The sequence below is a fragment of the Neosynechococcus sphagnicola sy1 genome (assembly GCF_000775285.1).
Taxonomy (GTDB): Bacteria; Cyanobacteriota; Cyanobacteriia; order Neosynechococcales; family Neosynechococcaceae; genus Neosynechococcus; species Neosynechococcus sphagnicola.
In genome coordinates this window covers 18,384-39,489 of the sequence record NZ_JJML01000016.1, presented here as the reverse complement: position 1 = coordinate 39,489, position 21,106 = coordinate 18,384, and the positions used below count along the sequence as shown (strand labels likewise).

The 21,106-nt window shown below is 54.2% G+C and carries 19 protein-coding genes and 1 pseudogene; 8 read left to right on the top strand and 12 right to left on the bottom strand.

The genetic code is table 11. The features are described 5' to 3' along the window. Positions 1-63: 63 nt before the first annotated feature. Positions 64-2,496 carry a hypothetical protein gene (locus DO97_RS20795; protein WP_052128494.1) on the bottom strand — a complete coding sequence of 811 codons (2,433 nt, stop codon included), beginning with the start codon at positions 2,494-2,496 and terminating at the stop codon, positions 64-66. Between the two features lie 700 nt (positions 2,497-3,196). Between DO97_RS20795 and DO97_RS07425 the strand changes: the two genes are divergently transcribed. Beyond that, positions 3,197-4,435, top strand: a complete 1,239-nt coding sequence (locus DO97_RS07425; protein WP_052128493.1) for a Glu/Leu/Phe/Val family dehydrogenase — start codon at positions 3,197-3,199, stop codon at positions 4,433-4,435. Positions 4,436-4,588: 153 nt separating this feature from the next. On the opposite strand, the pseudogene DO97_RS30915 reads toward DO97_RS07425, so the two are convergent. After that, positions 4,589-6,995: pseudogene (locus tag DO97_RS30915) on the bottom strand (ATP-dependent helicase). Between DO97_RS30915 and DO97_RS07415 the strand changes: the two are divergent. Beyond that, positions 6,973-8,448 carry a DUF2079 domain-containing protein gene (locus DO97_RS07415; protein ID WP_239651558.1) on the top strand — a complete coding sequence of 492 codons (1,476 nt, stop codon included), beginning with the start codon at positions 6,973-6,975 and terminating at the stop codon, positions 8,446-8,448. The pseudogene DO97_RS30915 and the gene DO97_RS07415 overlap by 23 nt on opposite strands. Here DO97_RS07415 and DO97_RS27525 read toward each other — a convergent pair. The 3 genes from DO97_RS27525 to DO97_RS26165 form a co-directional block, all read right to left on the bottom strand. Continuing rightward, positions 8,435-8,752, bottom strand: coding sequence for a glycine betaine ABC transporter substrate-binding protein (locus DO97_RS27525; RefSeq protein ID WP_275574971.1), 318 nt, complete (start codon positions 8,750-8,752; stop codon positions 8,435-8,437). The genes DO97_RS07415 and DO97_RS27525 overlap by 14 nt on opposite strands. Next, the gene (locus DO97_RS27520; RefSeq protein ID WP_275574970.1) at positions 8,691-9,260 is read right to left on the bottom strand and encodes a glycine betaine ABC transporter substrate-binding protein; all 570 of its coding nucleotides are present in this window, start codon (positions 9,258-9,260) and stop codon (positions 8,691-8,693) included. Before DO97_RS27520 ends, DO97_RS27525 begins: the two co-directional genes overlap by 62 nt. 97 nt (positions 9,261-9,357) lie before the next feature. Next, positions 9,358-10,809 (bottom strand): ATP-binding cassette domain-containing protein, encoded by a 1,452-nt coding sequence (locus tag DO97_RS26165; RefSeq protein WP_239651557.1) that lies wholly within the window; start codon positions 10,807-10,809, stop codon positions 9,358-9,360. An 86-nt stretch (positions 10,810-10,895) separates the two neighbouring features. Between DO97_RS26165 and DO97_RS07400 the strand changes: the two genes are divergently transcribed. The 6 genes from DO97_RS07400 to DO97_RS22070 all read left to right on the top strand — a co-directional run bounded on the left by DO97_RS07400 (position 10,896) and on the right by DO97_RS22070 (position 13,261). After that, a complete protein-coding gene (locus DO97_RS07400; RefSeq protein ID WP_036532182.1) occupies positions 10,896-11,225 on the top strand; it encodes a rubredoxin in 330 nt (109 codons plus the stop codon). A gap of 94 nt (positions 11,226-11,319) precedes the next feature. Next, positions 11,320-12,327 carry a photosynthesis system II assembly factor Ycf48 gene (locus DO97_RS07395; RefSeq protein ID WP_036532180.1) on the top strand — a complete coding sequence of 336 codons (1,008 nt, stop codon included), beginning with the start codon at positions 11,320-11,322 and terminating at the stop codon, positions 12,325-12,327. Positions 12,328-12,524: 197 nt separating this feature from the next. After that, positions 12,525-12,773, top strand: a complete 249-nt coding sequence (psbE, locus tag DO97_RS07390; protein ID WP_036532178.1) for a cytochrome b559 subunit alpha — start codon at positions 12,525-12,527, stop codon at positions 12,771-12,773. 35 nt (positions 12,774-12,808) lie between these two features. Then, positions 12,809-12,943 carry a cytochrome b559 subunit beta gene (gene psbF / locus DO97_RS07385; protein ID WP_036532177.1) on the top strand — a complete coding sequence of 45 codons (135 nt, stop codon included), beginning with the start codon at positions 12,809-12,811 and terminating at the stop codon, positions 12,941-12,943. A 9-nt stretch (positions 12,944-12,952) separates the two neighbouring features. Beyond that, entirely contained in the window at positions 12,953-13,072 is a 120-nt protein-coding gene (locus tag DO97_RS22075; RefSeq protein ID WP_072016404.1) for a photosystem II reaction center protein PsbL, read from the top strand. A 69-nt stretch (positions 13,073-13,141) separates the two neighbouring features. Further along, positions 13,142-13,261, top strand: a complete 120-nt coding sequence (locus DO97_RS22070) for a photosystem II reaction center protein J (protein WP_072016390.1) — start codon at positions 13,142-13,144, stop codon at positions 13,259-13,261. Positions 13,262-13,383: 122 nt separating this feature from the next. On the opposite strand, the gene DO97_RS07380 is transcribed toward DO97_RS22070, so the two are convergent. The 7 genes from DO97_RS07380 to DO97_RS23025 form a co-directional block, all read right to left on the bottom strand. Further along, positions 13,384-13,803 carry a hypothetical protein gene (locus DO97_RS07380; RefSeq protein ID WP_156120482.1) on the bottom strand — a complete coding sequence of 140 codons (420 nt, stop codon included), beginning with the start codon at positions 13,801-13,803 and terminating at the stop codon, positions 13,384-13,386. Between the two features lie 101 nt (positions 13,804-13,904). Next, a complete protein-coding gene (locus tag DO97_RS07375) occupies positions 13,905-14,918 on the bottom strand; it encodes a hypothetical protein (protein WP_036532174.1) in 1,014 nt (337 codons plus the stop codon). Positions 14,919-14,935: 17 nt separating this feature from the next. Then, positions 14,936-15,745, bottom strand: coding sequence for a hypothetical protein (locus DO97_RS07370; protein WP_036532172.1), 810 nt, complete (start codon positions 15,743-15,745; stop codon positions 14,936-14,938). Between the two features lie 237 nt (positions 15,746-15,982). Then, positions 15,983-16,678: a hypothetical protein gene (locus DO97_RS07365; RefSeq protein ID WP_204368524.1), complete on the bottom strand. Its 696-nt coding sequence runs from the start codon at positions 16,676-16,678 to the stop codon at positions 15,983-15,985. After that, complete coding sequence (locus tag DO97_RS07360; RefSeq protein WP_036532170.1) at positions 16,656-17,822, bottom strand: hybrid sensor histidine kinase/response regulator; 1,167 nt, start codon at positions 17,820-17,822, stop codon at positions 16,656-16,658. Before DO97_RS07360 ends, DO97_RS07365 begins: the two co-directional genes overlap by 23 nt. Continuing rightward, entirely contained in the window at positions 17,812-20,316 is a 2,505-nt protein-coding gene (locus tag DO97_RS20785; protein ID WP_162182959.1) for a hybrid sensor histidine kinase/response regulator, read from the bottom strand. Before DO97_RS20785 ends, DO97_RS07360 begins: the two co-directional genes overlap by 11 nt. After that, positions 20,270-21,085 (bottom strand): PDC sensor domain-containing protein, encoded by an 816-nt coding sequence (locus tag DO97_RS23025; protein ID WP_052128489.1) that lies wholly within the window; start codon positions 21,083-21,085, stop codon positions 20,270-20,272. Before DO97_RS23025 ends, DO97_RS20785 begins: the two co-directional genes overlap by 47 nt. Positions 21,086-21,106: the final 21 nt, after the last annotated feature.

The window sequence follows — 21,106 nt, the reverse complement described above, 5'->3', positions numbered from 1 at the left end:
CATCCAGCTTTTGTCCTAGCTGGGGTCATGTGGTGACGGCAAGGATAGGAGGGACGGGGGAACCTACTGTGTTGTTGGGTCAGGACTGGGAGCAGCACTGGCTGGAGAATCAAAATCAAATTCTGGCAGCGGGGCAGCGTCTGCAAAGGCATTGAGTTCTTCGTAGAAGAGATCAACCGCTGGTTCCGTTGGTGGATGCCCCTCACTGGGACGGATGGGGTGGTCAATGGGTGGAGTGGTCGGGGTGCTGACAGGAGGATAGGGTTCCGAGAACAGATCCGCTAGTAACTCCTCAATGCTGAGGTTAGCATCCGGGTTAGATTCCTCCGTCGATGGGGCAGTGGGTTCAAGGGCAAACGTATCATCCTCGGCGGTGGGTGGCGGCGTCGATAGCTCTACCATCGGTGGGCCTTGCGGCTCTTCAGCCGTTGCATAAAGATTCCCAAACAAATCTGCGAGGGACTCTTCAATACTCACCGCAGTTGCCTCTAAAACCCTTGGTGCCAGTTCAGCTACTTCTTCAGCTACTTCCGAGTCAGTCAGACTATCCCCCATAACGGCACTATGACGACTGTCATGGAATGGAGAGGCGGCAGCTGGGATTTGTTCAGCGCTTTCAGTGGCGGCCAATCCATCCTCAGGGGCATCAACGAGGGGAAAATCTGTTGTAGAGTCTTGTGGTGCTAAGACGGGGGGATCTGACAACGCTGGGATCGATTCTGGAGTCGCTGCAACCTCTGCAACTCCTGCCGCCAAGCCGGGTAACGCTTCCTCAGTAACGGGGGTTGGCTCAGGGCTGGGGGTGGATAACTCCATGGCCTCGGGATAATCGATCAGCAAATCGACGGCAAAGGGATCGTCTAAATCTGCGAGTTCTTCGATATATCCAGGCTCTGCATACTCAAGGTCTGAGACTGGAGCGATCGCGTCTGAGGAGGGACGGTCATCGACTGCAGGAGACGGGGTAAAGTCCTGCTCCGGGGGTGTTACGGCATCCGCTTCCCAGGGATCTTCAGGGATCTCGGGGATTAACGGTTCTGAGGCAGCGGCGGCTGGTTCTCCAGCGCTGACGAGGGTTCGGCTAGGGTGAGAGAAACTTTGGGATCTCAAGGACGAGATTTGTAGATCCTCAAGTAACCCCTCGACTTGTCCGGAACCTGCTACTCCAAAGGCTAAGTCTCCTAAGGCTTCCACGGCCTGGGACATCAGAGGCGACGTTGTGTCCCCATAGAGGGGGGGGTACGTTGTCAGAGGGGTGAGGATAGCAGTCTCGACCCCCATCTCTGAGAGCTCCTGGTCGGCATCCAGATCCGGCAGGTGATCGGCACTGATCAATAGCTCGGTGTCCATCGATAGTGCTGTTGTCTCTTCCAAGACGGGGAGAACTGGCTCTAGATTTAAATCTAGGTCATCCTCCAACCCATCGGGGGGATGGGTTTCAACCGCGATCGCCGCTGATAAATCCGAGAACTCCTCTGTCATGGTCGGCAGAGAGACCTCTGTGCTCTCGGTTATCATCTCCGATGTGATCTCGGTGACACTGGTGATGTCCACCATGATGGTGGGCAGTAAAACCTCTGAGTCATCCGCAAAGGAGGTATCAACCGTCGGCAGCTGGATCTCTTCATCGACCGTCTCCGGTGCCATTGCCCGCTGGGGATTCATCTCTTCCAAGGTGGCTGAATCTTGGATTTCAATCATCGACTGACCGAACTGTTCCAGATTCTCAGTGAGGGACGGCAAGGTAGCCATCGGTTCCATCTCCCCCAGGGGCTCGGAGGGTGGTGAATCCTCCAGCAAACTCTCAATGAAGGCAGCGTCAAGGGAGTCTGACGTTAGTGCCATTTCCGGTTCCAGTACTTCCCAATCTGTGAGAGAGGTGAATAATTCCGAGGGGGCTGCCGGAGAAAATGGGCTTATCTCTGGGGGAATCTCCTCAGATTTTGGCGTTACCGGGTCAGGAAGTAGCGGTTCTGAAATCTCTGGCTCTAGGGTGGTTACCTCTCCCTCTCTGAGTTTTGCTTCCCAGTTTATGACCTCGGACACGTCTTCACGGTTAGGGAGTGCCGCCGCCTCAATCACAGGGTTTAAAGGGATGGCTGGGTTGGGTAACTCAGGATTTGTGGTTGTGATCTGGGATTCAATGTGGCGCATTTCCAACCACGTCTCAAACAAGGTCTGGAGACTCTTGAGATTACTTTGAATAATCTCGCGCCCTTCTTTTACCTGATTAATGTGGAACTCTCGCAGTTCCGCATAGGGACCGGCATTAAGAAACTCACTGCCAACCTCATGCTCCACCTGACCATCAATCAGATTCATCCGCGTCCGCATTCGCAGACCTGCTTGAGGGTGCTCAATCTCTTGACCCGTGGCATCTGTGGTGGCAACCCAAGTGGTAATCTCTAAGCCAATGGCTTCACTCAAGGCCATGGCAAATGCTTTGCTAATGTTGCCAGCCTTGAGTTCTTTCTTAAATTCATCACTGATTGCCATAACAGCTTCCTGGTAGAGGTGACGTTAAGTGGCGCTAAAGTCTAAACGTCATTTGAGCCAAGTGACATTTTCCCCTCCCTCATTGAGGGATAGGGCTTCTCAAGATCACTCTTGATCAATTTCCTGCTTCATCTGTCCTCCCTGGAATGTCGGGTTCGACTGATCTCACGCCGAAGTCTATTCTCCGTTATGGATACGTCCACAGGCAATTTAGAGTCTCCTGATGCCCCACGGAGACTGCGTACAAGGAACAAAAGTTCTGCACAACCCAACCAACTTGGTTTTACGCACCGATGGCTTCCTGCAAAAACTGCAATTCTTCTCGATGCAACGCCCTACCAATTGTCAAGGTTCAAGACCATTCTAGAACTTTGGAGGTTCCGGCAAATGCCTACTTTTTACTCGCAATCTATGGGAGGTTAGACCGTTTGTATTGTAGTCTGAAAGCACTGATATGACAATGTTTCAAGGCTTACCATTCATCGGGCAAGAGAGGGAAGCGACCCCCCCCGTCCCAATCTATGGGCAGATGGGGAATTCCGGGAGTTCATCAAAATAGATGCTGCCGTCAAGTCAACTGCTAGCATTGCGGGTTTATACGGATGTATCGATCATAAATGTATCAAAATCTATCCAGGAGTAGGGTCTAGATGTCGGGTTCTCGTTTTTTGCAGATGCCAGCCAGCGCCTCGAACAAGCACTGAAGTACGTCGCCATTTCTGAGGATGCGGTAGAGCATCTCAAGTTTCCCAAGGCCAGTCTAAGTGTTGCCATCCCGGTGCGGATGGATGATGGTACCCTGAAAATTTTCCAAGGCTATCGGGTGCGTTACGACGATACCCGTGGGCCGACAAAGGGAGGGGTGCGCTATCACCCCAACGTTACCCTTGACGAGGTTCAATCCATGGCGTTTTGGATGACGTTTAAGTGTGCCGCCCTAGGATTGCCCTATGGAGGAGCCAAAGGCGGTATTGCCCTGAATCCCAAGGAACTCTCGAAGTTTGAACTTGAGCGCCTCAGTCGTGGCTATGTGGATGCGATCGCTGATTTTATTGGTCCCGACGTAGATATTCTGGCTCCGGATGTCTATACCAACGCCATGATCATGGGCTGGATGATGAATCAGTACAGCATTATTCGGCGACAGCTCAGCCCCGGAGTGGTCACGGGCAAACCCCTGTCCATGGGGGGCAGTTTAGGTCGAGAAACGGCAACGGCCATGGGGGCGTTCTTTGTCATTGCCACCGTGATGCCCAAGCTGGAGCGGCTCCCTCAAGACACCACCGTGGCAGTTCAGGGGTTTGGCAACGCCGGAGGTGTTCTGGCGGAACTGCTGTTTCAGGCAGGGTATAAGGTAGTGGCGGTGAGTGATTCCCAGGGAGCCATTTATTCGCACTCAGGTCTCGATATCCCCAGGATTCGTCGCAGCAAGAAGCTGGTTGAGGGGGTGCAGGCCGTTTACTGCCAGGGCAGTGTTTGCAGCATCCCCGACCATGAGGTGCTCTCGAATGCGGAGTTGCTGACCCTAGGGGTGGATCTGCTGATCCCGGCAGCGCTGGAAAATCAAATTACCAGCGAAAATGCCGCCGCCATTCAGGCGCAGTACATTTTTGAAGTCGCTAACGGCCCGATTACCTCGGCGGCAGATGAGATTTTGGTGGCACGGGGGATTACCGTCGTGCCAGACATTCTGGTGAATGCGGGGGGGGTGACAGTCAGCTATTTTGAATGGGTACAAAATCGCAGCGGCTTGTACTGGACTGAAGCCGAAGTGCACCAGCGGTTGCAGCAAAAAATGGTAAACGAAACCCAACAAATCTGGGCGATCGCCCACGAGCAGGGAATTTCCCTGCGCACAGCAGCGTATGTCCATGCCCTGAGCCGTTTAGGCAATGCCATTAACGATAAAGGTACTCGCGATTATTACCTAAATTCCTAAACATGTAAGTAAACCGCTGCCCGCAGTCAGTGAATCGCAAGCCGCACGGATAGAACGTCATTCTATATTCCCTCCCCCTTGCCAAGGGGAGGGGAAGGGTGGGGTGCTTTCAGGGTGGAGTGAGATCGTCTTGCCAAGACGATCCCTGGGGATTCAGCCTCGGATCACCGCCGCCGGAAATTGTCGCTTCAACGCCGGAATCAAGGGGCAGGGGGGCTTCTCCTCTAGATTCTGGGGGGTATTCCAGCTATTCGGGGCTTTCTGGGCGGCTGACATCCACAGCAAGCGCTTGGCGCGGGTCATGGCGACATAGAGTAGCCGATATTCTTCTCCGAGCTTCAACTGTCCAGCTCGTTCCCAGGCTGGTTGAATACCCGGTAGGTCCATGCCTGAGCCGTGGGTTCGGGAACCAGCTCCTTCGGGAGACTGCTGATGCAAATAGGCACGGATTTGGGCACGGGCCACCTCCGCCAGGGTAAAGTCCCCCAGAAATCTCGCCTGGGGCGGCACCCACAACCGCCCTGGAATCGTCTGCTCGTGCAGGAAGGGCAGGAATACATAGTCCCAATCTAACCCCTTGGCTTTGTGCATCGTCATAATGGTCAGTTGCCTAGGCCGCATATATTGACTCTCGGTGGCTTCGGTTTCGACGGGTTCAAAGCGTTCAGAGCTAACGATTTCTACCAGGGCTTCCAGGGCGGGCTGGAGGGAACTATTCCCCGCCAACTGTTGCACAATTCGTTCCGCCAGCTTATCGGTGGTCGCCAGTTCGGCCGGGTCGTACTGCAAGGTGAGTCCGAGGAATAACAGTAGTTGATAGGTTGGTAGTTCCTGCCGCGCCCGCAACAAGCCGCGACAGAAGCGTTGAGCCTGCCGGATGGGTGCTGACAGAGCTGGATCCAATGGCGCTGGAAAGAGAAACTGCTCGGGCAAACTGGCTAAGGCATTGAGATCTTGGGTAGGAATCAACCGCCGATCCACCAGAATTTGCAGGGCAGCGCGCAGATAGTCCGGGGAGTGGGGGCGGTCAATCCATTGCAGCAGCGCCAACATCTCCACGGGAACGTGGGAGTGGCGATCGCGCTGCCCGACATCGTAGACCGTAATCCCGTATTGACTCAGATCGACGGTAATCCCATGGGCGGTGGGCTGGAGCAACAGATCACTGATAAACTGCCCCTGTTTATTTTCCCGCACCAACACCGCCGCCTGCCCGTGGGGATCGGCGGTGAACAGTGCCACCACCCGCTGGGCAATCAGCTCCACGGTTTGGTAGACATCGGCGGGGGTGTAAATTTCTAACCCCTGACCCGTGGGGGTGGGGTTGGCATCGGATTGGGGATCGTCGTCGGCAACGGGGCGAATTGTTTGATGGCGAAACGGTAATTCTCCGGGGTTCTGCGCCCCCGCAATCTGGCTAAAGGCTCGATTGACCCACTCCAGGGCAAAGTTGGCGGCTTCAATCACAACCTGGGTGCTGCGTCCGGCCTGATCAATGGTGATTAACCGCTGCTGGGTGGCACAGGTGTGACAAAAGCGGCGAAAAAAGATCGGATCTGCGGGGGTAAAGGTGGAATTGATCGCCTGGTTGGGATCCCCCACTCGCACCAGATTCACCCTGCCATCGGTGGCATCGGTGGCGAGAATTTCTAGTAGCTCACTTTGCAGGGGGGTTGGAGTCCTGGGCTTCATCTTCAAAGACAGCAAATACCTGGGATTGCCACACCTGACGGGCATGGACATCCTCGAGGACCCGCATGGCTCCCAGGATCATATCGTCGTAGTCGATCAAGTCCCGTGACCGCAGTACGGTTTGATAGTGTTCATACAGGCCCGCCGCGATCGCCAGCACCCCCGGATCGGTGTCGCCATCGGTGATCAATGTTTGAGCCATCTCCCGAAGTTGGCTGGGCAACACCCCTGAACTTTTGGCTTCGTGGATCACCGTATTGGCAAGGGCTGGCAACACCTCGGCGCGGAGCACGGATTGGCGGCGCAGCCGTTCCGTTTCTTCGCCGTCAAAGGAACCACTTTCCAGCAGGGTGCGATAGAGTCGCGGGTTGTCGGCAATCCACTTTTCCACGCAGGTGCGAATCAGGCGATGACTTTGGTTGGGAGACACCAGGGTGGCAGTCTCCAGGCTGAGGCCAGAGAGTTCTGGATGCCGGGTGGCAATATTTAACGCCAGTCCATGGAGGGTATAGACCACGAAGCCAGTTTGGGGTAAGCGCAGTTCCCGCAGGCGTTGGCGAATTTTGATCTTGAGGTTGGCGGCGGCGGAGCGGGTAAAGGTGACTACAATGAGTTGGCGACGGGCATGCAGTTGGTGACGGGCGATCGCCACCGCCGCTGCCCCGGCCATTCCCGTAGATTTGCCCGCTCCTGGCACTGCTGACACAGCCAGTTGTCCGCCCTGCCAATCAGCCATCTGTTGTTGTCCGGGACGGAGTTGCTGCCGCAGCTGATGGAGAGTGAGAGCGGGCAGATCCCGTCCCGTTTGGGAAGGGTGCTGCTCTCGGAGGTCTTGTGCCGCCGCGATGGCATCCGCTTCGAAATTCATTGGCATGACCATGCACCTATCCTTGATCCAACAACTCCGGCGGCATCCCTTGGCAGGGATGATGGGCGGCAGTGCCCTCATTTTATTTGTGTGTAGCAGTCTGCGCCACGCCCTATTTAATTCCAATGCCTGGGATTTGGGCATTTTTGACCAAGTTATTTATCTCATTAGTCAGGGGCAACCACCCTTTTCCTCGCTACTGGGATTTCATATCCTCGGGGATCATGCCACTGGGATCTTTTATCCCCTGGCGCTCTTGTATCGCCTCACCCCCGATGTCCATTGGCTCTTTGCCGTCCAGGCGATCGCCCTGAGCCTGGGGGCACTCCCCACCTGGCGGTTGTCGTTGCAAGCAGGATTGAAACCCTCGCAGGCGTTGCTGATGGCAGGGGTGTATCTGCTGTATCCCCTGATTTTTAATGTCAATTTAGCGGATTTCCATCCGGATGTGATGGCCGTTCCGGCTCTCCTCTGGGCGGTGTTGATGGCTCGCACCGGACGCCCCGTTTGGTTTGGGATCAATTTAATCCTAACTTTGAGCTGTAAAGCAGTGCTGGCCTTGACCGTGGCAGCCCTTGGGGTGTGGCTCTTGGTGGTGGAAAAGAAACGGGGCTATGGGGCGATCGCCCTCGGAGCTGGTGTCGCCTGGTTCCTGATTGCCATTCAATGGGTGCTTCCCACCTTTGGCAGTGGCGTCGGAGCCGTTGCCCGCCAAGCAGGACGCTATGCCTACCTAGGGGGAACGCCCCTGGAAATTCTTACCCATCTGGTGATCCGGCCGGATCTGATCCTGGGCAAGATCGCCTCTGTAGATACCGTGGAGTACCTACTGTTGCTGTCCCTCCCGGTGCTTTGGGGGCTTTCCTTCCGGCATTTCAGTGCCCTGATTCCCGCCATTCCCGCCCTAGCACTGAATCTGCTCTCCATGGAGGCTGGCATGCGCAACTTAGTGCATCAATACACCCTGCCAATTCTGCCCTTCTTGCTCTTGGTCGTGATCGCCACGGTGGCTGACCAGCGCCACTGGCTGAAATCCCAACGGGCGATCGCCCTGTGGTCGATCGTCGCCTTTTTAGCCCTGGCGAAGTATGGCTTCTTTTGGAGCAAGTACACCGATAGCCTCGATACCTGGGAGGCAACCCAAGGAGCGATCGCCCAGATCCACACCGAGGGGGGCGTGTTGACCACTAACAATATCACCCCCCACGTTACCCACCGACCGATGGTGCAATTTACGGACAAAAAACGCCCGATCCAATGGGCTGACTTTGATTACGTGCTGCTGAATGTCCGCCATCCCGGCTGGCGCAGTAGCCCAGAATTTGCCACCCATCTCGTGGAGACCTTGCAACAGATGCCTGCCTTCCAGCAAACCTTCAACCGCGATCAAGTGTATCTGTTTGAGCGCCGCCAGTTTACCGCCCCCCTGCTCCCCCGTGTCACAGACCCTTAGCACGCCGAAACGTTTGCACCACCCTGACCACATCTTGTTTTTGCCCATCCACCAAGGCATTCATCCGCCGCATCTCAGCTTCGGAAATTTTGCCCCCTAAGGCCTGGAGTACTGGTAGTAGTTGCGGATGCTGCTTCAGAGTCTCTTGCCGCACTACCGTCGCCGCTTCGTAGGGGGGGAAGTAATGTTGATCATCTTGTAACACCACCAGGTCGAGGCTGGCGATCTGACCATCGGTGGTGTTACCCGCCACCAAGTCTACCTGTTTGGCAACCAGCGCCCGATAGATTAAACCCAGATCCATGGTTTTTCGGGGGGGTGAGGAATTTCAAGCCATAGGTTTTGGCCAGTCCCGGAAACCCATCAGCTCGATCCATAAACTCATAGCCAAACCCGGCTTGCCACCCAGGGGTGTAACGAGCTGCCTGGGAAATGGTTTGCAGGTGCAGACGGCGGGCATCTTCCCCTCGAATCACCATGGCAAAGCTGTTATTAAATCCCAGGGGCTTCGTCCACACCAGTTGCCAGCGCTCCCCATAGTCCTGCTGAACCCGCTGATAGACCTGGGTCGCATTGGTGAGGGGGGGCTGCTTGAGAATTGCCGTCCAGGCTGTTCCCGTATACTCGGGATAAATATCCAGTTTGCCCGCTAATAGGCCCTGATGACAGACAAAGGTGCCCCCGAGGTTGAGGCGACGCTCTACCTTGAGGTCGGTTTTCGCCTCAATCTGCTGGGCAATCAGCTCCCCTAAAATCAACTGCTCGGTGAAATTCTTGGAGCCAACCACCACCTGATTAGCCSGGGGGGGCACTGCAAGCACTCAGCAGCAGTGCCGAAAGCAGCAACCCTAATCGACCCATGAGCAAACCTGGCGATTGTTCATCTCCATCCCTTTGATCCGTTGGAACCTATCCCCGTTGTACCTGAAAGCGCCGTTCCACCCAGCCCAGCATGGCATCGACCCATAATGCTAGCAAGGCGGCTGGCACCGCCCCCGCCAAAATCAACTGATTATCCACCACGGCGACCCCTCGAAAAATAAACACCCCCAGACCGCCTGCTCCAATCGCCGCAGCAATGGTCGCCACCCCAATACCGATGACCACTGCTAACCGGACTCCGGCTAAAATCACGCTCATGGCCAAGGGGATCTCTACCTGCACCAGTAATTGCCAGTCCGTCATCCCCATCCCTCGACCAGCTTCTCGAATTGCCGGATCAACCCCCAGGATGCCAATGTAGGTATTGCGGACAATGGGGAGGAGCGCATACAACACTAAAGCCGAGATCGCCGTGCGATCGCCAATGCCGCCCACCACGGGCAGGGGAATTAACAGGCCAAACAATGCCAAACTGGGAATCGTCTGCACCCCATTCACCCCCCCCCCGAAGACCCAAGGTTGCCAATGGGGCTGACGGGTGAGGAAAATCCCCAGGGGAATGCCCGCCAAAATTGCGATACCCGTTGATACCCCCGACCAGAAACAGATGTTCTCCCGTGTGTTGGAGCAGTTCCGCACCATGGCGGCCCCAAAAATCACCCATGGATCATCCTCTCTAATCTGACCCGCCTCTGCTCTAAAATTTGTAACCCTTGCAAGAAAGCCTGAACTTCTGGATCGGTCGACTGTCCTAATTCTGCCCGGGGTTGCTGCAACCAGCAACCGTCCGCCCTGCATCACCCCAATCTGGGAAGCCAACAATAGGGCTTCTTGAATGTCGTGGGTGACCATCACCACGGTTTTCTCTAGCCGCTGTTGGAGCTGGCGGAATTCCTGCTGGACTTCCAGGCGGGTGATCGGATCTAAGGCTCCAAAGGGTTCATCCATTAATAAGATCGGTGGATCCGCTGCTAGGGCGCGGGCAACCCCCACCCGTTGCCGCTGCCCCCCCGATAATTCGTGGGGATAGCGATGGGCGAACTGACTCGGGTTCAGCCCCACCAGTTCTAGGAGTTCCCAAACCCGCTGCCGCATCAGTGCCGCCCCCCAACCCTCCAACTGGGGCACCAACCCCACATTCCGAGCCACCGAGAAATGGGGGAACAACCCTCCTTCTTGAATCACATAACCAATCTGTCGCCGCAGGCGAATTCCATCCCACTGCACCGTGGGCATGCCCCCGACCCATACGGTTCCCTGACTGGGAATCAGCAAGCGATTAATCAGTTTCAGGGTGGTGGTTTTACCACAGCCACTGCGTCCCAGTAACACCAGGGTTTCCCCCCGTGTTACTTCCATGGTGAGATCAGAAACCAGGGAGCAGCCTTGGATCTTGCAGGAAACCGCTTGGAACTGAATGGCGAGATCAGATGTCTGAGGCATGGCCAAGGCGACGAGGGGAATGACCCATGATGACACCAATGGACTGGGAGTGAAAGCAACCAAACATGTCATAATCTTTAACAGAGATTTTAAGATTTGCCGCCCTATTATTCCTTTCCGTCATGAGTGCTGCTGATCTGACGACGTTAGACCGCTATGAATGCAGAGCCTGCGGCTATGTCTATGAACCTGCCAAGGGGGACTCCAAGCATCAAGTGCCGATGGGAACTCCTTTTACGGAATTGCCGAGTAGCTGGCGTTGTCCCGTGTGTGGGGCTAAGGCCGCAGCTTTTAGCAATGTTGGCCCCCTAGGTAATCCCTCTGGCTTTAAGGAAAATCTCGGCTATGGCTTGGGTGTTAATGTCCTGACACCGGGGCAGAAAAATCTCCTGATTTTTGGTGGATTGGCACTGGCATTTTTGTTTTTTCTCAGCCTCTACGGCTTGCAGTAAGCCGGCATCTCCCCCGCTGCTCCAAGGGATATTCCCCTCAGACAAGATGAGTAAAAGGTAACGCAGATTTAAGACCCATGGATAGAACTCAAAGATGCTAGCCCTGATGAATACTTGGAAACGAATCGGTGTTGTACTGGCCGTTGTGCTGTTCTGTTGTGGTTGTGCCAAGTACTTACCCTCTTTAGAAGCCACCCCGTGGCAGTCAGTAGCACTACCCACAGAAGAGACGCTGCTGGATGTGGCCTTTACAGAAAATGTGCAACATGGTTGGTTGGTTGGAAGCAATGCCACCCTATTAGAGACCGTCGATGGCGGGCAAACCTGGCAATCTAAAACCTTGGATCTGGATGATTCCCACTATCGGCTGACCTCTGTGAGTTTTTCCGGTCAGGAGGGCTGGGTGGTGGGGCAACCGTTGATCATGCTCCATACAACCGATGGCGGCGGTTCTTGGTCAAGGGTTCCCCTGAGTCCTAAACTACCGGGCGCACCGAATACCATTGTGGCGTTAGGGCCACAGGTGGCGGAGATGACAACGGATGTCGGTGCCATCTACCGGACAAGCGATGGGGGCCGCAATTGGAAGGCCATGGTTCAGTCTGCCGTCGGGGTTCTGCGCAATATTTCCCGCTCAGCGGATGGCAGTTATGTCGCCGTCTCAGCACGAGGCAACTTCTATTCCCTTTGGAATCCGGGACAAGAGGCCTGGGCACCGTTTAACCGCAACAGTTCCCGACGGGTGCAGAATATGGGGTTTACCCCCGATGGTCGCCTGTGGATGTTAGCCCGAGGCGGACAGGTACAGTTTAATCAAGCCGTGGGTTCCACCGAGTGGGGAACGGCACAAAATCCTGAATTTTCCTCCAGTTGGGGCTTTCTGGATTTGGCCTACCGCACCCCAGAGGAAGTTTGGATTTCAGGGGGCAGTGGTAACTTGCTCTTTAGTAATGATGGGGGGCAGACCTGGAAAAAGGATCGATCAACGGAAAATGTACCATCCAATCTCTATAAAATTGTGTTCGTGACCCCAGACCAGGGATTTATTATCGGTCAGCGTGGAACACTTCTGCGTTACCAACCATCCTCGGTGGCCACGTAAGATGGGTGGTAGAGGATAGGGTGGTGATCCCAGGTGGCTTGTGGCTGCTCCGGGGGTTGCGTATGATAAGGATTGATTGCAAGATCAATGTCCAATAGGCTTCTTGCACCAGTTTTCTAGGGCAGGGACGGCGGCAAAACCTTTCCTGAATCTTCAAGAAGTCCTACGTTTGATTGCTGTTAGTGGAGGGAATCTCAATGTCAGGTTCAACTGGAGAGCGTCCGTTTTCGGACATTATTACAAGTGTTCGTTATTGGGTAATTCACAGTATTACGATTCCAGCACTGTTCATTGCCGGTTGGTTGTTTGTTAGCACCGGTCTGGCTTATGACGTGTTTGGAACCCCACGCCCCAATGAGTATTACAGTCAGGAACGGCAAGAATTGCCGATCGTCAGCGATCGCTTCCAGTCGAAGCAACAAATTGAGGACTTTATCAGTAAGTAGTTTCCTGTCAATCTTCTGAAAAATATTTCAACCTTATGACCAGTAATTCTCCCAATCAACCTGTTTCTTATCCGATTTTTACGGTTCGGTGGCTGTCTGTTCATGCTCTAGCGGTACCCACGGTTTTTTTCCTGGGGGCGATCGCGTCTATGCAGTTTATCCAACGGTAGGTGATTTTTATGGACCGTATTCCGAATCCTAATCGGCAACCTGTTGAACTCAACCGTACCTCACTTTATTTAGGGCTGTTGCTGATTTTCGTGTTAGGGATTTTGTTCTCGAGTTATTTCTTTAACTAGACCTAGTCCAGGCGGTGGGCTAACCCATTCATTTGATCTACTCATTTCATCATTTAGGAAGAAAACGTCATGTCTGAAAGTGGAAGAATTCCCTTGTGGATTGTGGGAACAGTTGCAGGAATGGGTATCCTGACGGTTGTCGGCCTCTTCTTTTATGGTGCCTACGCTGGTTTGGGTTCCTCCCTCTAAGCAGGTAGGTATCGAGCTAGTCATGGTTATTTTTAACCGCCTCTCTATCCAGTGATGGAGAGGCGGTTTCAGTTTCTAAGATAGCTTGGGTAGCCTCCAGAATCGGCGTTTGAGCCTCTGAGTTAGAGCAGCACCTCAAACTCGTCTCCATCTCCCAGGAGTGGCAAGTCAAACAGGGGTTCAGGGTGGGTGACCCAGCAATCCAGCGTTGTCCAATGGCTTTCCCGTTGAGTCGTTGGCTCCACCGTAATGGCAACCAACTGAATTTCCAGAGCTTCCGGGGGAATGGATACGGGCATCTGGGTTTCTAGCAGTCCTTGATCCGTGGGCACCCAAGTATCCAGCCAATGGGGGCCATTCAGCAAAGAACGGGTCTGGAGATCATTCACCCAGAATTTGAGTGTCAAGTGCGCAGCGGTTGCTGGCAGGCGGAGTCGCACCGTTGCTACCGTCCCAGCGACGAGCAACTCAGGGTCAATGACTATCGTGGGCACGGGGAGTGCCTCAGACTCCAGCCATAGGGGTTGTAAAGAGTCTGCCACAGGCATTGGAAGTTCCCTGATCACCGCTGAGTCGTCATCCCTTAGCGTTGTGGTCACCGATGGAACGAGGGTTGGCGATGGCTCTGTCTCTACTTCACCCATCACCAGAGGAGCAACCGAGGGGGGAGGGGAACGGCAGGGGGGAGGGGAGTACCGACGGTTCTGGCGAGGGGAGGAGCACTGTCGTCCCTCACATCCTCGCTCAGGGGCGTCGACACTTGGAGAGCGGTCTTTACCTGTCCCTCCATAGGAGTCGTTGGCGTTGGCTCTGCAAAAGCAATATTCACCCGCAGTTCACCAGATCGCTCAGTGTCAGCAGCTAGGGCGGTTAGTCGAGACCAAAATCGCTTCTGGAGCTTCAACGCTGAAAAGGCTGCATCCACGGTCAATGGTGCGGAAGTGTCAGCCACACACTGGCTATCTGATGTCTGCCAGTCTGCTGGATCTTGGGTTGTCAAAGGTTGCATCGCCAAAGCCGGGCGATCGCTCCTCCAAGTCCAGTCGGAATCAAGGGCAGGCTCGGGGTCAGGTGCCTCGGTCACGACAACCCCCACAGCACCCCCCCTCGGGATCAAGTCTGATGCAGAACCAGGATTACGGGGAATGACGGGCAGTTGGGGCGATCGAGGGCGATCTGTTTGGGGATGGGGACGATAAATTTGAGGTGGCAAAGAGGATTTTCCCAAGGGCTGTAAATGCAGTGGTTGGACATTCTTGGGATCTTTGACCAGTTCAAATAGGGTGAGGTTGAGTGGACTCGCTGCATGGGCTTGGGTCAGCAGCACGTTGGGTTCTGGGGGGAGAATTGGCTGATCACTGCTAGCAGTGAATCGGGATTGACGCTGCCGAATCTCTTGGAATACCTCCTCTAAGTTGGTGGCAATACTGAAAGGATGGGTCGCCAGGACTTCAACTGCATCAGAGATTGCTCCTGGTGTGTGCAGCACAATTTCACCCAAGACGAGGCGCGTGTTACAGTTTGGCGGCATCTCTACATTGCAGGTGAAGGCTAGGGGAGGGAGTTGCTGCGGTAGGAATTGGTGGGTCTCTGAAAGCACCTGAGAAGTTTGGGGATCCCTGAGAAAAACACTCAACTCCAGAGACAACAGTTGCACACTGCTGCTCTCCTCGGTTAAAAACCACGACTTGCCCTGTGAGAGTCAGGGATTGCCCTCGATGGGCCACAAAGGTTTCTTGATCCAGCAACAGATGCAGGGGTGGAATCTCTGCCCCCCATGTGTTCTGTAACCGAGTCTGTGACCTGGTCAGCAACCTCTTGCAAGCACTCCATAAAATTGCGAACCACAGCCTGGAAGTCAGTGGTCACCTGCGGTGGCATCATGGCAGCCGCATCCGTTGATGACTGGGATGATGCCACCACAGGTTCGGGTAGGGGGGCTACGGGGAGTGAAATCTCCATGGGTTGAGGAATGGGCTCTGGTGTCACCTGAGACGGTGGCAATGGCAGCGGACTCAAACCCATCGATTCGCCGCAGCTTGAGGCTGCAAGGGATGCTAGCGAGGTTTCAGGCAATGGGGTGTCAAGCTCCTGCCATCCAGATCCACTGGGCCAGTCTCCCAAATGCTCGGCATCACGGGTGAGCACCTGAAGCTGTACCTTGGCATACCAACCATTCCCCATAAAATCAGCGAGGAGGTCACCGGAACACCGTAACTCCCACAAACCTGGCTTGAAACGACTGAAGGGGACAACAACAATTAATCCTTCCGCATTGGTATGACTCTGGCGTTTCTGTACCTGACGCTGGGGAGTCACATCCTCCGTGGTTTGATGAACAATCCGAATCTCCACCAGTGTATTTTTGCGATAGGTGCGGGCAATAATCCGATATCGACCTTCCAGGATTTCAACTACCGGTGCTTCTAGAGGCAACCAGGTGCGATCGCCCTCTTTTTGCAGCAAAAATTCCCAATCATCCATCGGTAAAACTCAGGTAGTGCCAGAGATCAAGAGGCTCTGGGAACTCAGTTTGTTCCTGAAAACCAGGGATCTGAACCTGAAGAGGCAGACCATTGGTTTTCAAAACACCAAATATAGAGGTATTACCGATTTCCCAGAATCTTTGACGCTAGTTTACCTGAGACTGTTGAATTTGTATGCATAAAATCTCAGGAATTCACCGTAACCCACTGGATGGATTCAGTGGTTAGGGTTTGGTTAGGGTTGGGGAGTCCCTTGGTAAATTGCCTCACAGACCTTTAGAATCCGCAAGTCGTTTTGGCTCACCATCGGAATCCGATGATATCCCTCCAGCTCTAGTGCATTGTTCCGAGGTAAATTCCCCGCTGTGGCCACTAACTCAGAACGATTCATCGCCACTTGATAGGAAAAGGTTTCCTGGCTATAGCTGTCGCGCACCGTCAAGGCCAGCTGGGTACCCTGGATGCTGCCCTGGAAGCAGTCGAAGGAAGAGGAAGGGGCATAGGCAGCTCCGACAATCTGCTTGTGATTGACGGCAAATACCATATAGTTTTTGCCAATTTGCTCAGGTTTGGATGACTCACCATAGAGATAGACGCCATCCGCCAACCCAGGACTTGAAGGGACAGTCGCCGCAGATTGAGGCACGGGGGGGTGGGAAGGCATCATCACCTCGCTGGCTTGTGCTCGATGCTGATAGAACCCGATGATTGTGCAGGTGGTGAGCAGAGCCAAGCCCAAGCGGGATAGCTGTTGGGTTTGTAGCTTCTGTGATGCCTGTGAGCGACGTTCCCGATGCAACAACATAACCGGTTCCCTTTGCGTGATATGTCTAAAGAATAGGTTGGGAAACGGCGATCGCACTTCATCCCATTTACTCACCTGGTTGGGTGAACTCGGGTAATTTTGATCAACCCTCGGAAGGGTTGGCAAGGGGAAGGGTGAACCAGAAGGTAGTGCCAGATCCAGGATGACTCGTCACACCCATGGTGCCCCCATGGGCAATAATAATTTGCCGACAGAGATAGAGGCCTAGACCCAGACCCTCCCGCCGTCGATGAGTGGTTCCTTGCTGATAAAGTTCAAAAATTTGCTGGCACTGTTCCGTTGTCATCCCCACCCCATCATCTTGGAGGGCACAGTGAACGGAGGTTGGAGTGGATTGCACGGTTAGCACCAGACTGACCTGAGGTGGATTGTGTTTGAGGCCATTGGCTAACAGATTCTCAAACACCCGCCAGAGTTGATCGGCATCGGCATTGACCAAAGGCAGTGCGGCGGCGATCTGGAAATGCAGTGTTGCCTGACATTGTTGCAGGAGGGGTTGCCACTCTGTCACAATCTGCTCGATCAGAGGTTGGAGTTGCAGCGGTTGACGGTGCAGTTGCAGTCCTTGCGTTTCAATAGTGTGTGCCTCTAGGAGGGAATTGATTAACCGCAATTGGCGTTTGCTACTGGCTGCCATGCGCAACAACACCGAGTGAGAGACAGGAATCATGGTCGGGGGGGCTACATCTGGATCAGAGGCTTTAAGCAAATTTTGCAGCACCATCGTCATCCCCATGACAGGATTACGAAGATCATGGGAAACGGAGTGCAGCAATAAACGCAGGGCTTGTTCCACCTTTTGTCGCTCAAGAATTTCTGCTTGGAGCTGGAGGTTCTGGGCTTGGAGTTGTTTCTGCAGGTTCTGCAAGGCCAGATGGGTGTGGATACGAGCCAGCACCTCATCGGGCTGGAACGGCTTGGTGATGTAATCCACTGCCCCAATTTGTAATCCCTTGACCTTATCCACTGGGTCGGTGAGTGCCGTCATAAAGATAATCGGAATATCCTGGGTCGCCACCTCTGCTTTCAGCCGCCGACAGGTCTCAAAGCCATCAATACCGGGCATCATGACATCCAACAAAACTAGATCGGGCTTGAGGTAATGGACTTGGGCGATCGCACTCTCCCCATCCTCGGCCACCAGTAAGCGAAATCCAGAGTCACTCAGGGACTCAAACAGTACCCCCAAATTGGTTGGAGTGTCATCCACCAACAAAATTGTACCCACCCTTGGTTTTTCAGCACTCATAGCCCGTCGCCTGGGTCTCCTCCAGCATGTGCTGTAATCGTTCTTGAATTTTCTTGACTTGGAATCCTTTTGCCAATTGGTGAATTTCACTGGCCAGAGGAGCATAGGCATCTGCAAGATGGGTGGTCTGCTCCAGAATCCCCTTGATATCTCCAATCAAAGCCAACTGATATAACTGGGCAACCGTATCCCTCGGAGGAACAATGCAGGGTTCTCCTTCCTGATCAGCCCCATGGATCCCCCTTTCATAGAACTCCGATCTTTCTGGTATCATCTCCGCATATTGCCACTCTAAGCCGAGATGCTGCTGTAGTCGTTCTATTAGTTCCTCTGCCTTTAAAGGTTTCGCCAGGAAATCGTTGCAGCCCGCTGCTAGACTCCGGCGCTGATCGTTGTCAAAGGCACTGGCTGAGGTGGCAATGATCACCACCTGTTTGCCCTCCGGTAACTGGCGCAGCTGTTGGGTAGCCGCAAAGCCGTCCATCACGGGCATGACTAAATCCATCAACACGACATCTGGATGCATGTCTGCCACCTTGTGCAGACAGTCCTGACCATTCACCGCTTCCCCCACTTCAAACCCCAGCGGGGTGAGCAGGTTGACCAATACCGCTCGATTTTCCCAATTCTCATCAACCACCAAGACTTTTCGCTGCCGACCCTGGTAGCCGACAATCGATCTGGACTCCGGTTGCAGCACCTCCACCGCTGGCGTTAACTCCGGCAGATCCAAGTCAAACCAAAACGTACTGCCTTGGGCTAGGGTGCTTTTAACTTGGAGTGTCCCCCCCATCATCTCAGTGAATTTTTGGCTGATCGGCAGTCCCAAACCCGTGCCCTCAATTTGTTGGCTGTGATCACCCACCTGGATGAACGGCAGGAAAATTGCCTCTAGAGATTCGGCGGGGATGCCACTGCCCGTATCCTGGACTTGAAAACGAATGTAGTTCCCACCAACCCCCCTCGGCTCCTCCCGTCCTACCTGGAAAACAACGCCGCCTTGGTGGGTAAATTTGATCGCATTGCTCAACAGATTGATCAACACCTGTCGCAACCGTTGTTCATCCCCCTGCACCCAGGTGGGTAGTTCAGTTAACGCTTGATACTGAAAGCTAATCCCCTGCTGTTCTGCCCGGAGGTAAAACAGATCGGTGAGGCTTTTCAGCAATTCTGGTAACTGGAAGGCATGGAGGTGTAATTCCATTTTCTGGGCTTCAATCTTCGAGAGATCCAGGATGTCGTTAATCAAAATCAGGAGGTGTTCGCCGCACTGTTGAATAATTCGTAGTCCTTCCTGCTGTGGAGTGGATAAATCGGGGTGACGCCGCAAAATTTGGGCATATCCCAAAATGCCATTTAAGGGAGTGCGTAACTCGTGGCTGATATTGGCTAAGAATTCACTCTTGGTGCGGTTGGCAACTTCGGCAGCTTCCTTGGCTTGTTGAAGCGCCGCAGCGGCTGCCTTCCGTTCACTAATGTCTTCCACCACCGCAATCACATAGCTGACTCTCCCCTGGGAAGAATAGACTGGGGAAACCGTTAGCTCCACCCAAACACGGGTCTGATCTTTGCGGATATAGCGTTTTTCCAGGGTGTAACTGGGAATCTCCCGCGACAAAAGTCTTTGGTAGTAATGGAGACTCAGTTCCAGATCCTCTGGAGCCGTAATATCTTGAAATTTGCCCTGTAGCAACTCGGCTGGGGTATAACCGATAATCTGGCAGTACCAGGAGTTCACCCGTAACCAATGTCCCTCTAGGCTGACATGGGCAATGCCCACCGCTGCCTGATCAAAGGTGGCGCGAAACCGGGCTTCGCTCTCCCGGAGAGCCAACTCCATTTGTTGCCGCGAAATAATCTCGGCTCGCAGTTGCTCATTGGCCGTCCATAAAGTGATGGTGCGCTCCTCCACCCGTGTCTCCAGTTGCTCGTTTCGGTGCTCCAGGGTGGTGAAGGCAGTCTGTAACTGCTGGGCCATTTGATTAAAGGATTGAGCCAACACGGCTAATTCATCAATTCCCGGTGTTTCAACCCGTTGATCCAGCTGCCCTTCAGTGAGGTTGGCATCCGTAAACCGCTGGGCCAATGTTTGAGCAGCACGACTTAAGCGCAGGATCGGTTGGGTAATCCATTGGGCGGTCAAAATCCCAAAGGCGATGGCAATTACCAAGGCGACGAGGCAGAGGCCAATGGTAGTCCGGGTATTTTCATAAATCTGTCCGACAAAGTTAGCCTCAGGAACCACCACCACAATCAACCAGTCAAGACCTCGCCGATCTCGAAACGGTAACACTTGCAAGAATTGACGCTGTCCCTCCGCCATAAAGTCCAGCTGAGAGGCACGGTCTATGGTGTGGAAATTGCCAAAGGTCGTTTGCAGAAACTGGCTGGTGGCAGCCGTCAGAGCATTATGACTGCTGAGGGCATTCAAGCGGTGGGGACTATCCTCACCGGGAACCGCCTGCAGAGGGGACTCGGTGGTCGAGGTAGCCACCAGCATTCCGGAACGCTCGATGATAAAAACCTGCCCTTTTTTGACTCATGGTCTGGTGCTGCAAGAAACGGCTAATGTCTGACAGCATTAAATCTGTTGCTAAGACCCCTTGGAGTTTGCCAGCTGGATCATAAAGTGGATAACTGGCGGTCATGGCGACAACGGGGAGGCCTACATATTGATAGACACTGCTCCAAATTGGCTGCCGAGCGCTAACTGCCTCGGTGTACCAGGGATCCGCGAAGGGATTGTAGGGGGGGGTGCTACCCCTGCCAAGATCGCGCCGGGTTTCGGCAGCCGCCCCATCTATGTTGCTCTGGATATGAGAGGGGCGAGCATCATAGACCTCCACTTCAATGGGAGAAGCAATTCCCCGGCGGCGGCTCACCCCTAGATAGCGTTGGGCAGCGGCATCAGCGTATTGGATTTGGCTGACCGCTGGGTATAGCTGCATCTGATACCAAAAGTGCCGCTCTAAGGAGGGGAGGTTCTGAGGATAGATTTGCCCGAGGTGGATCGCATTGGCATTGGTGCGGTTGATCAACTGGGGAAGCTCGAGGTAAGCCTCTAGCTTTTGCTGAATGTTGTCACTGACACTACCCAGGAGTTGGGAAGCGACCTTCCCCACGGCTTTTTCCCCGTTGCGCGAGGATAGCCAGCCCGTCAGTCCCACGGCAACTGTGACTTGAAGGACGAATGGCAATACCAACACCACCCGTAAGGGCAAGTGTCGCAATGGATGGCGCAGCGGCTGGCGTGGTCGTGGCATCCGTGGCATCATCCGGGGTCA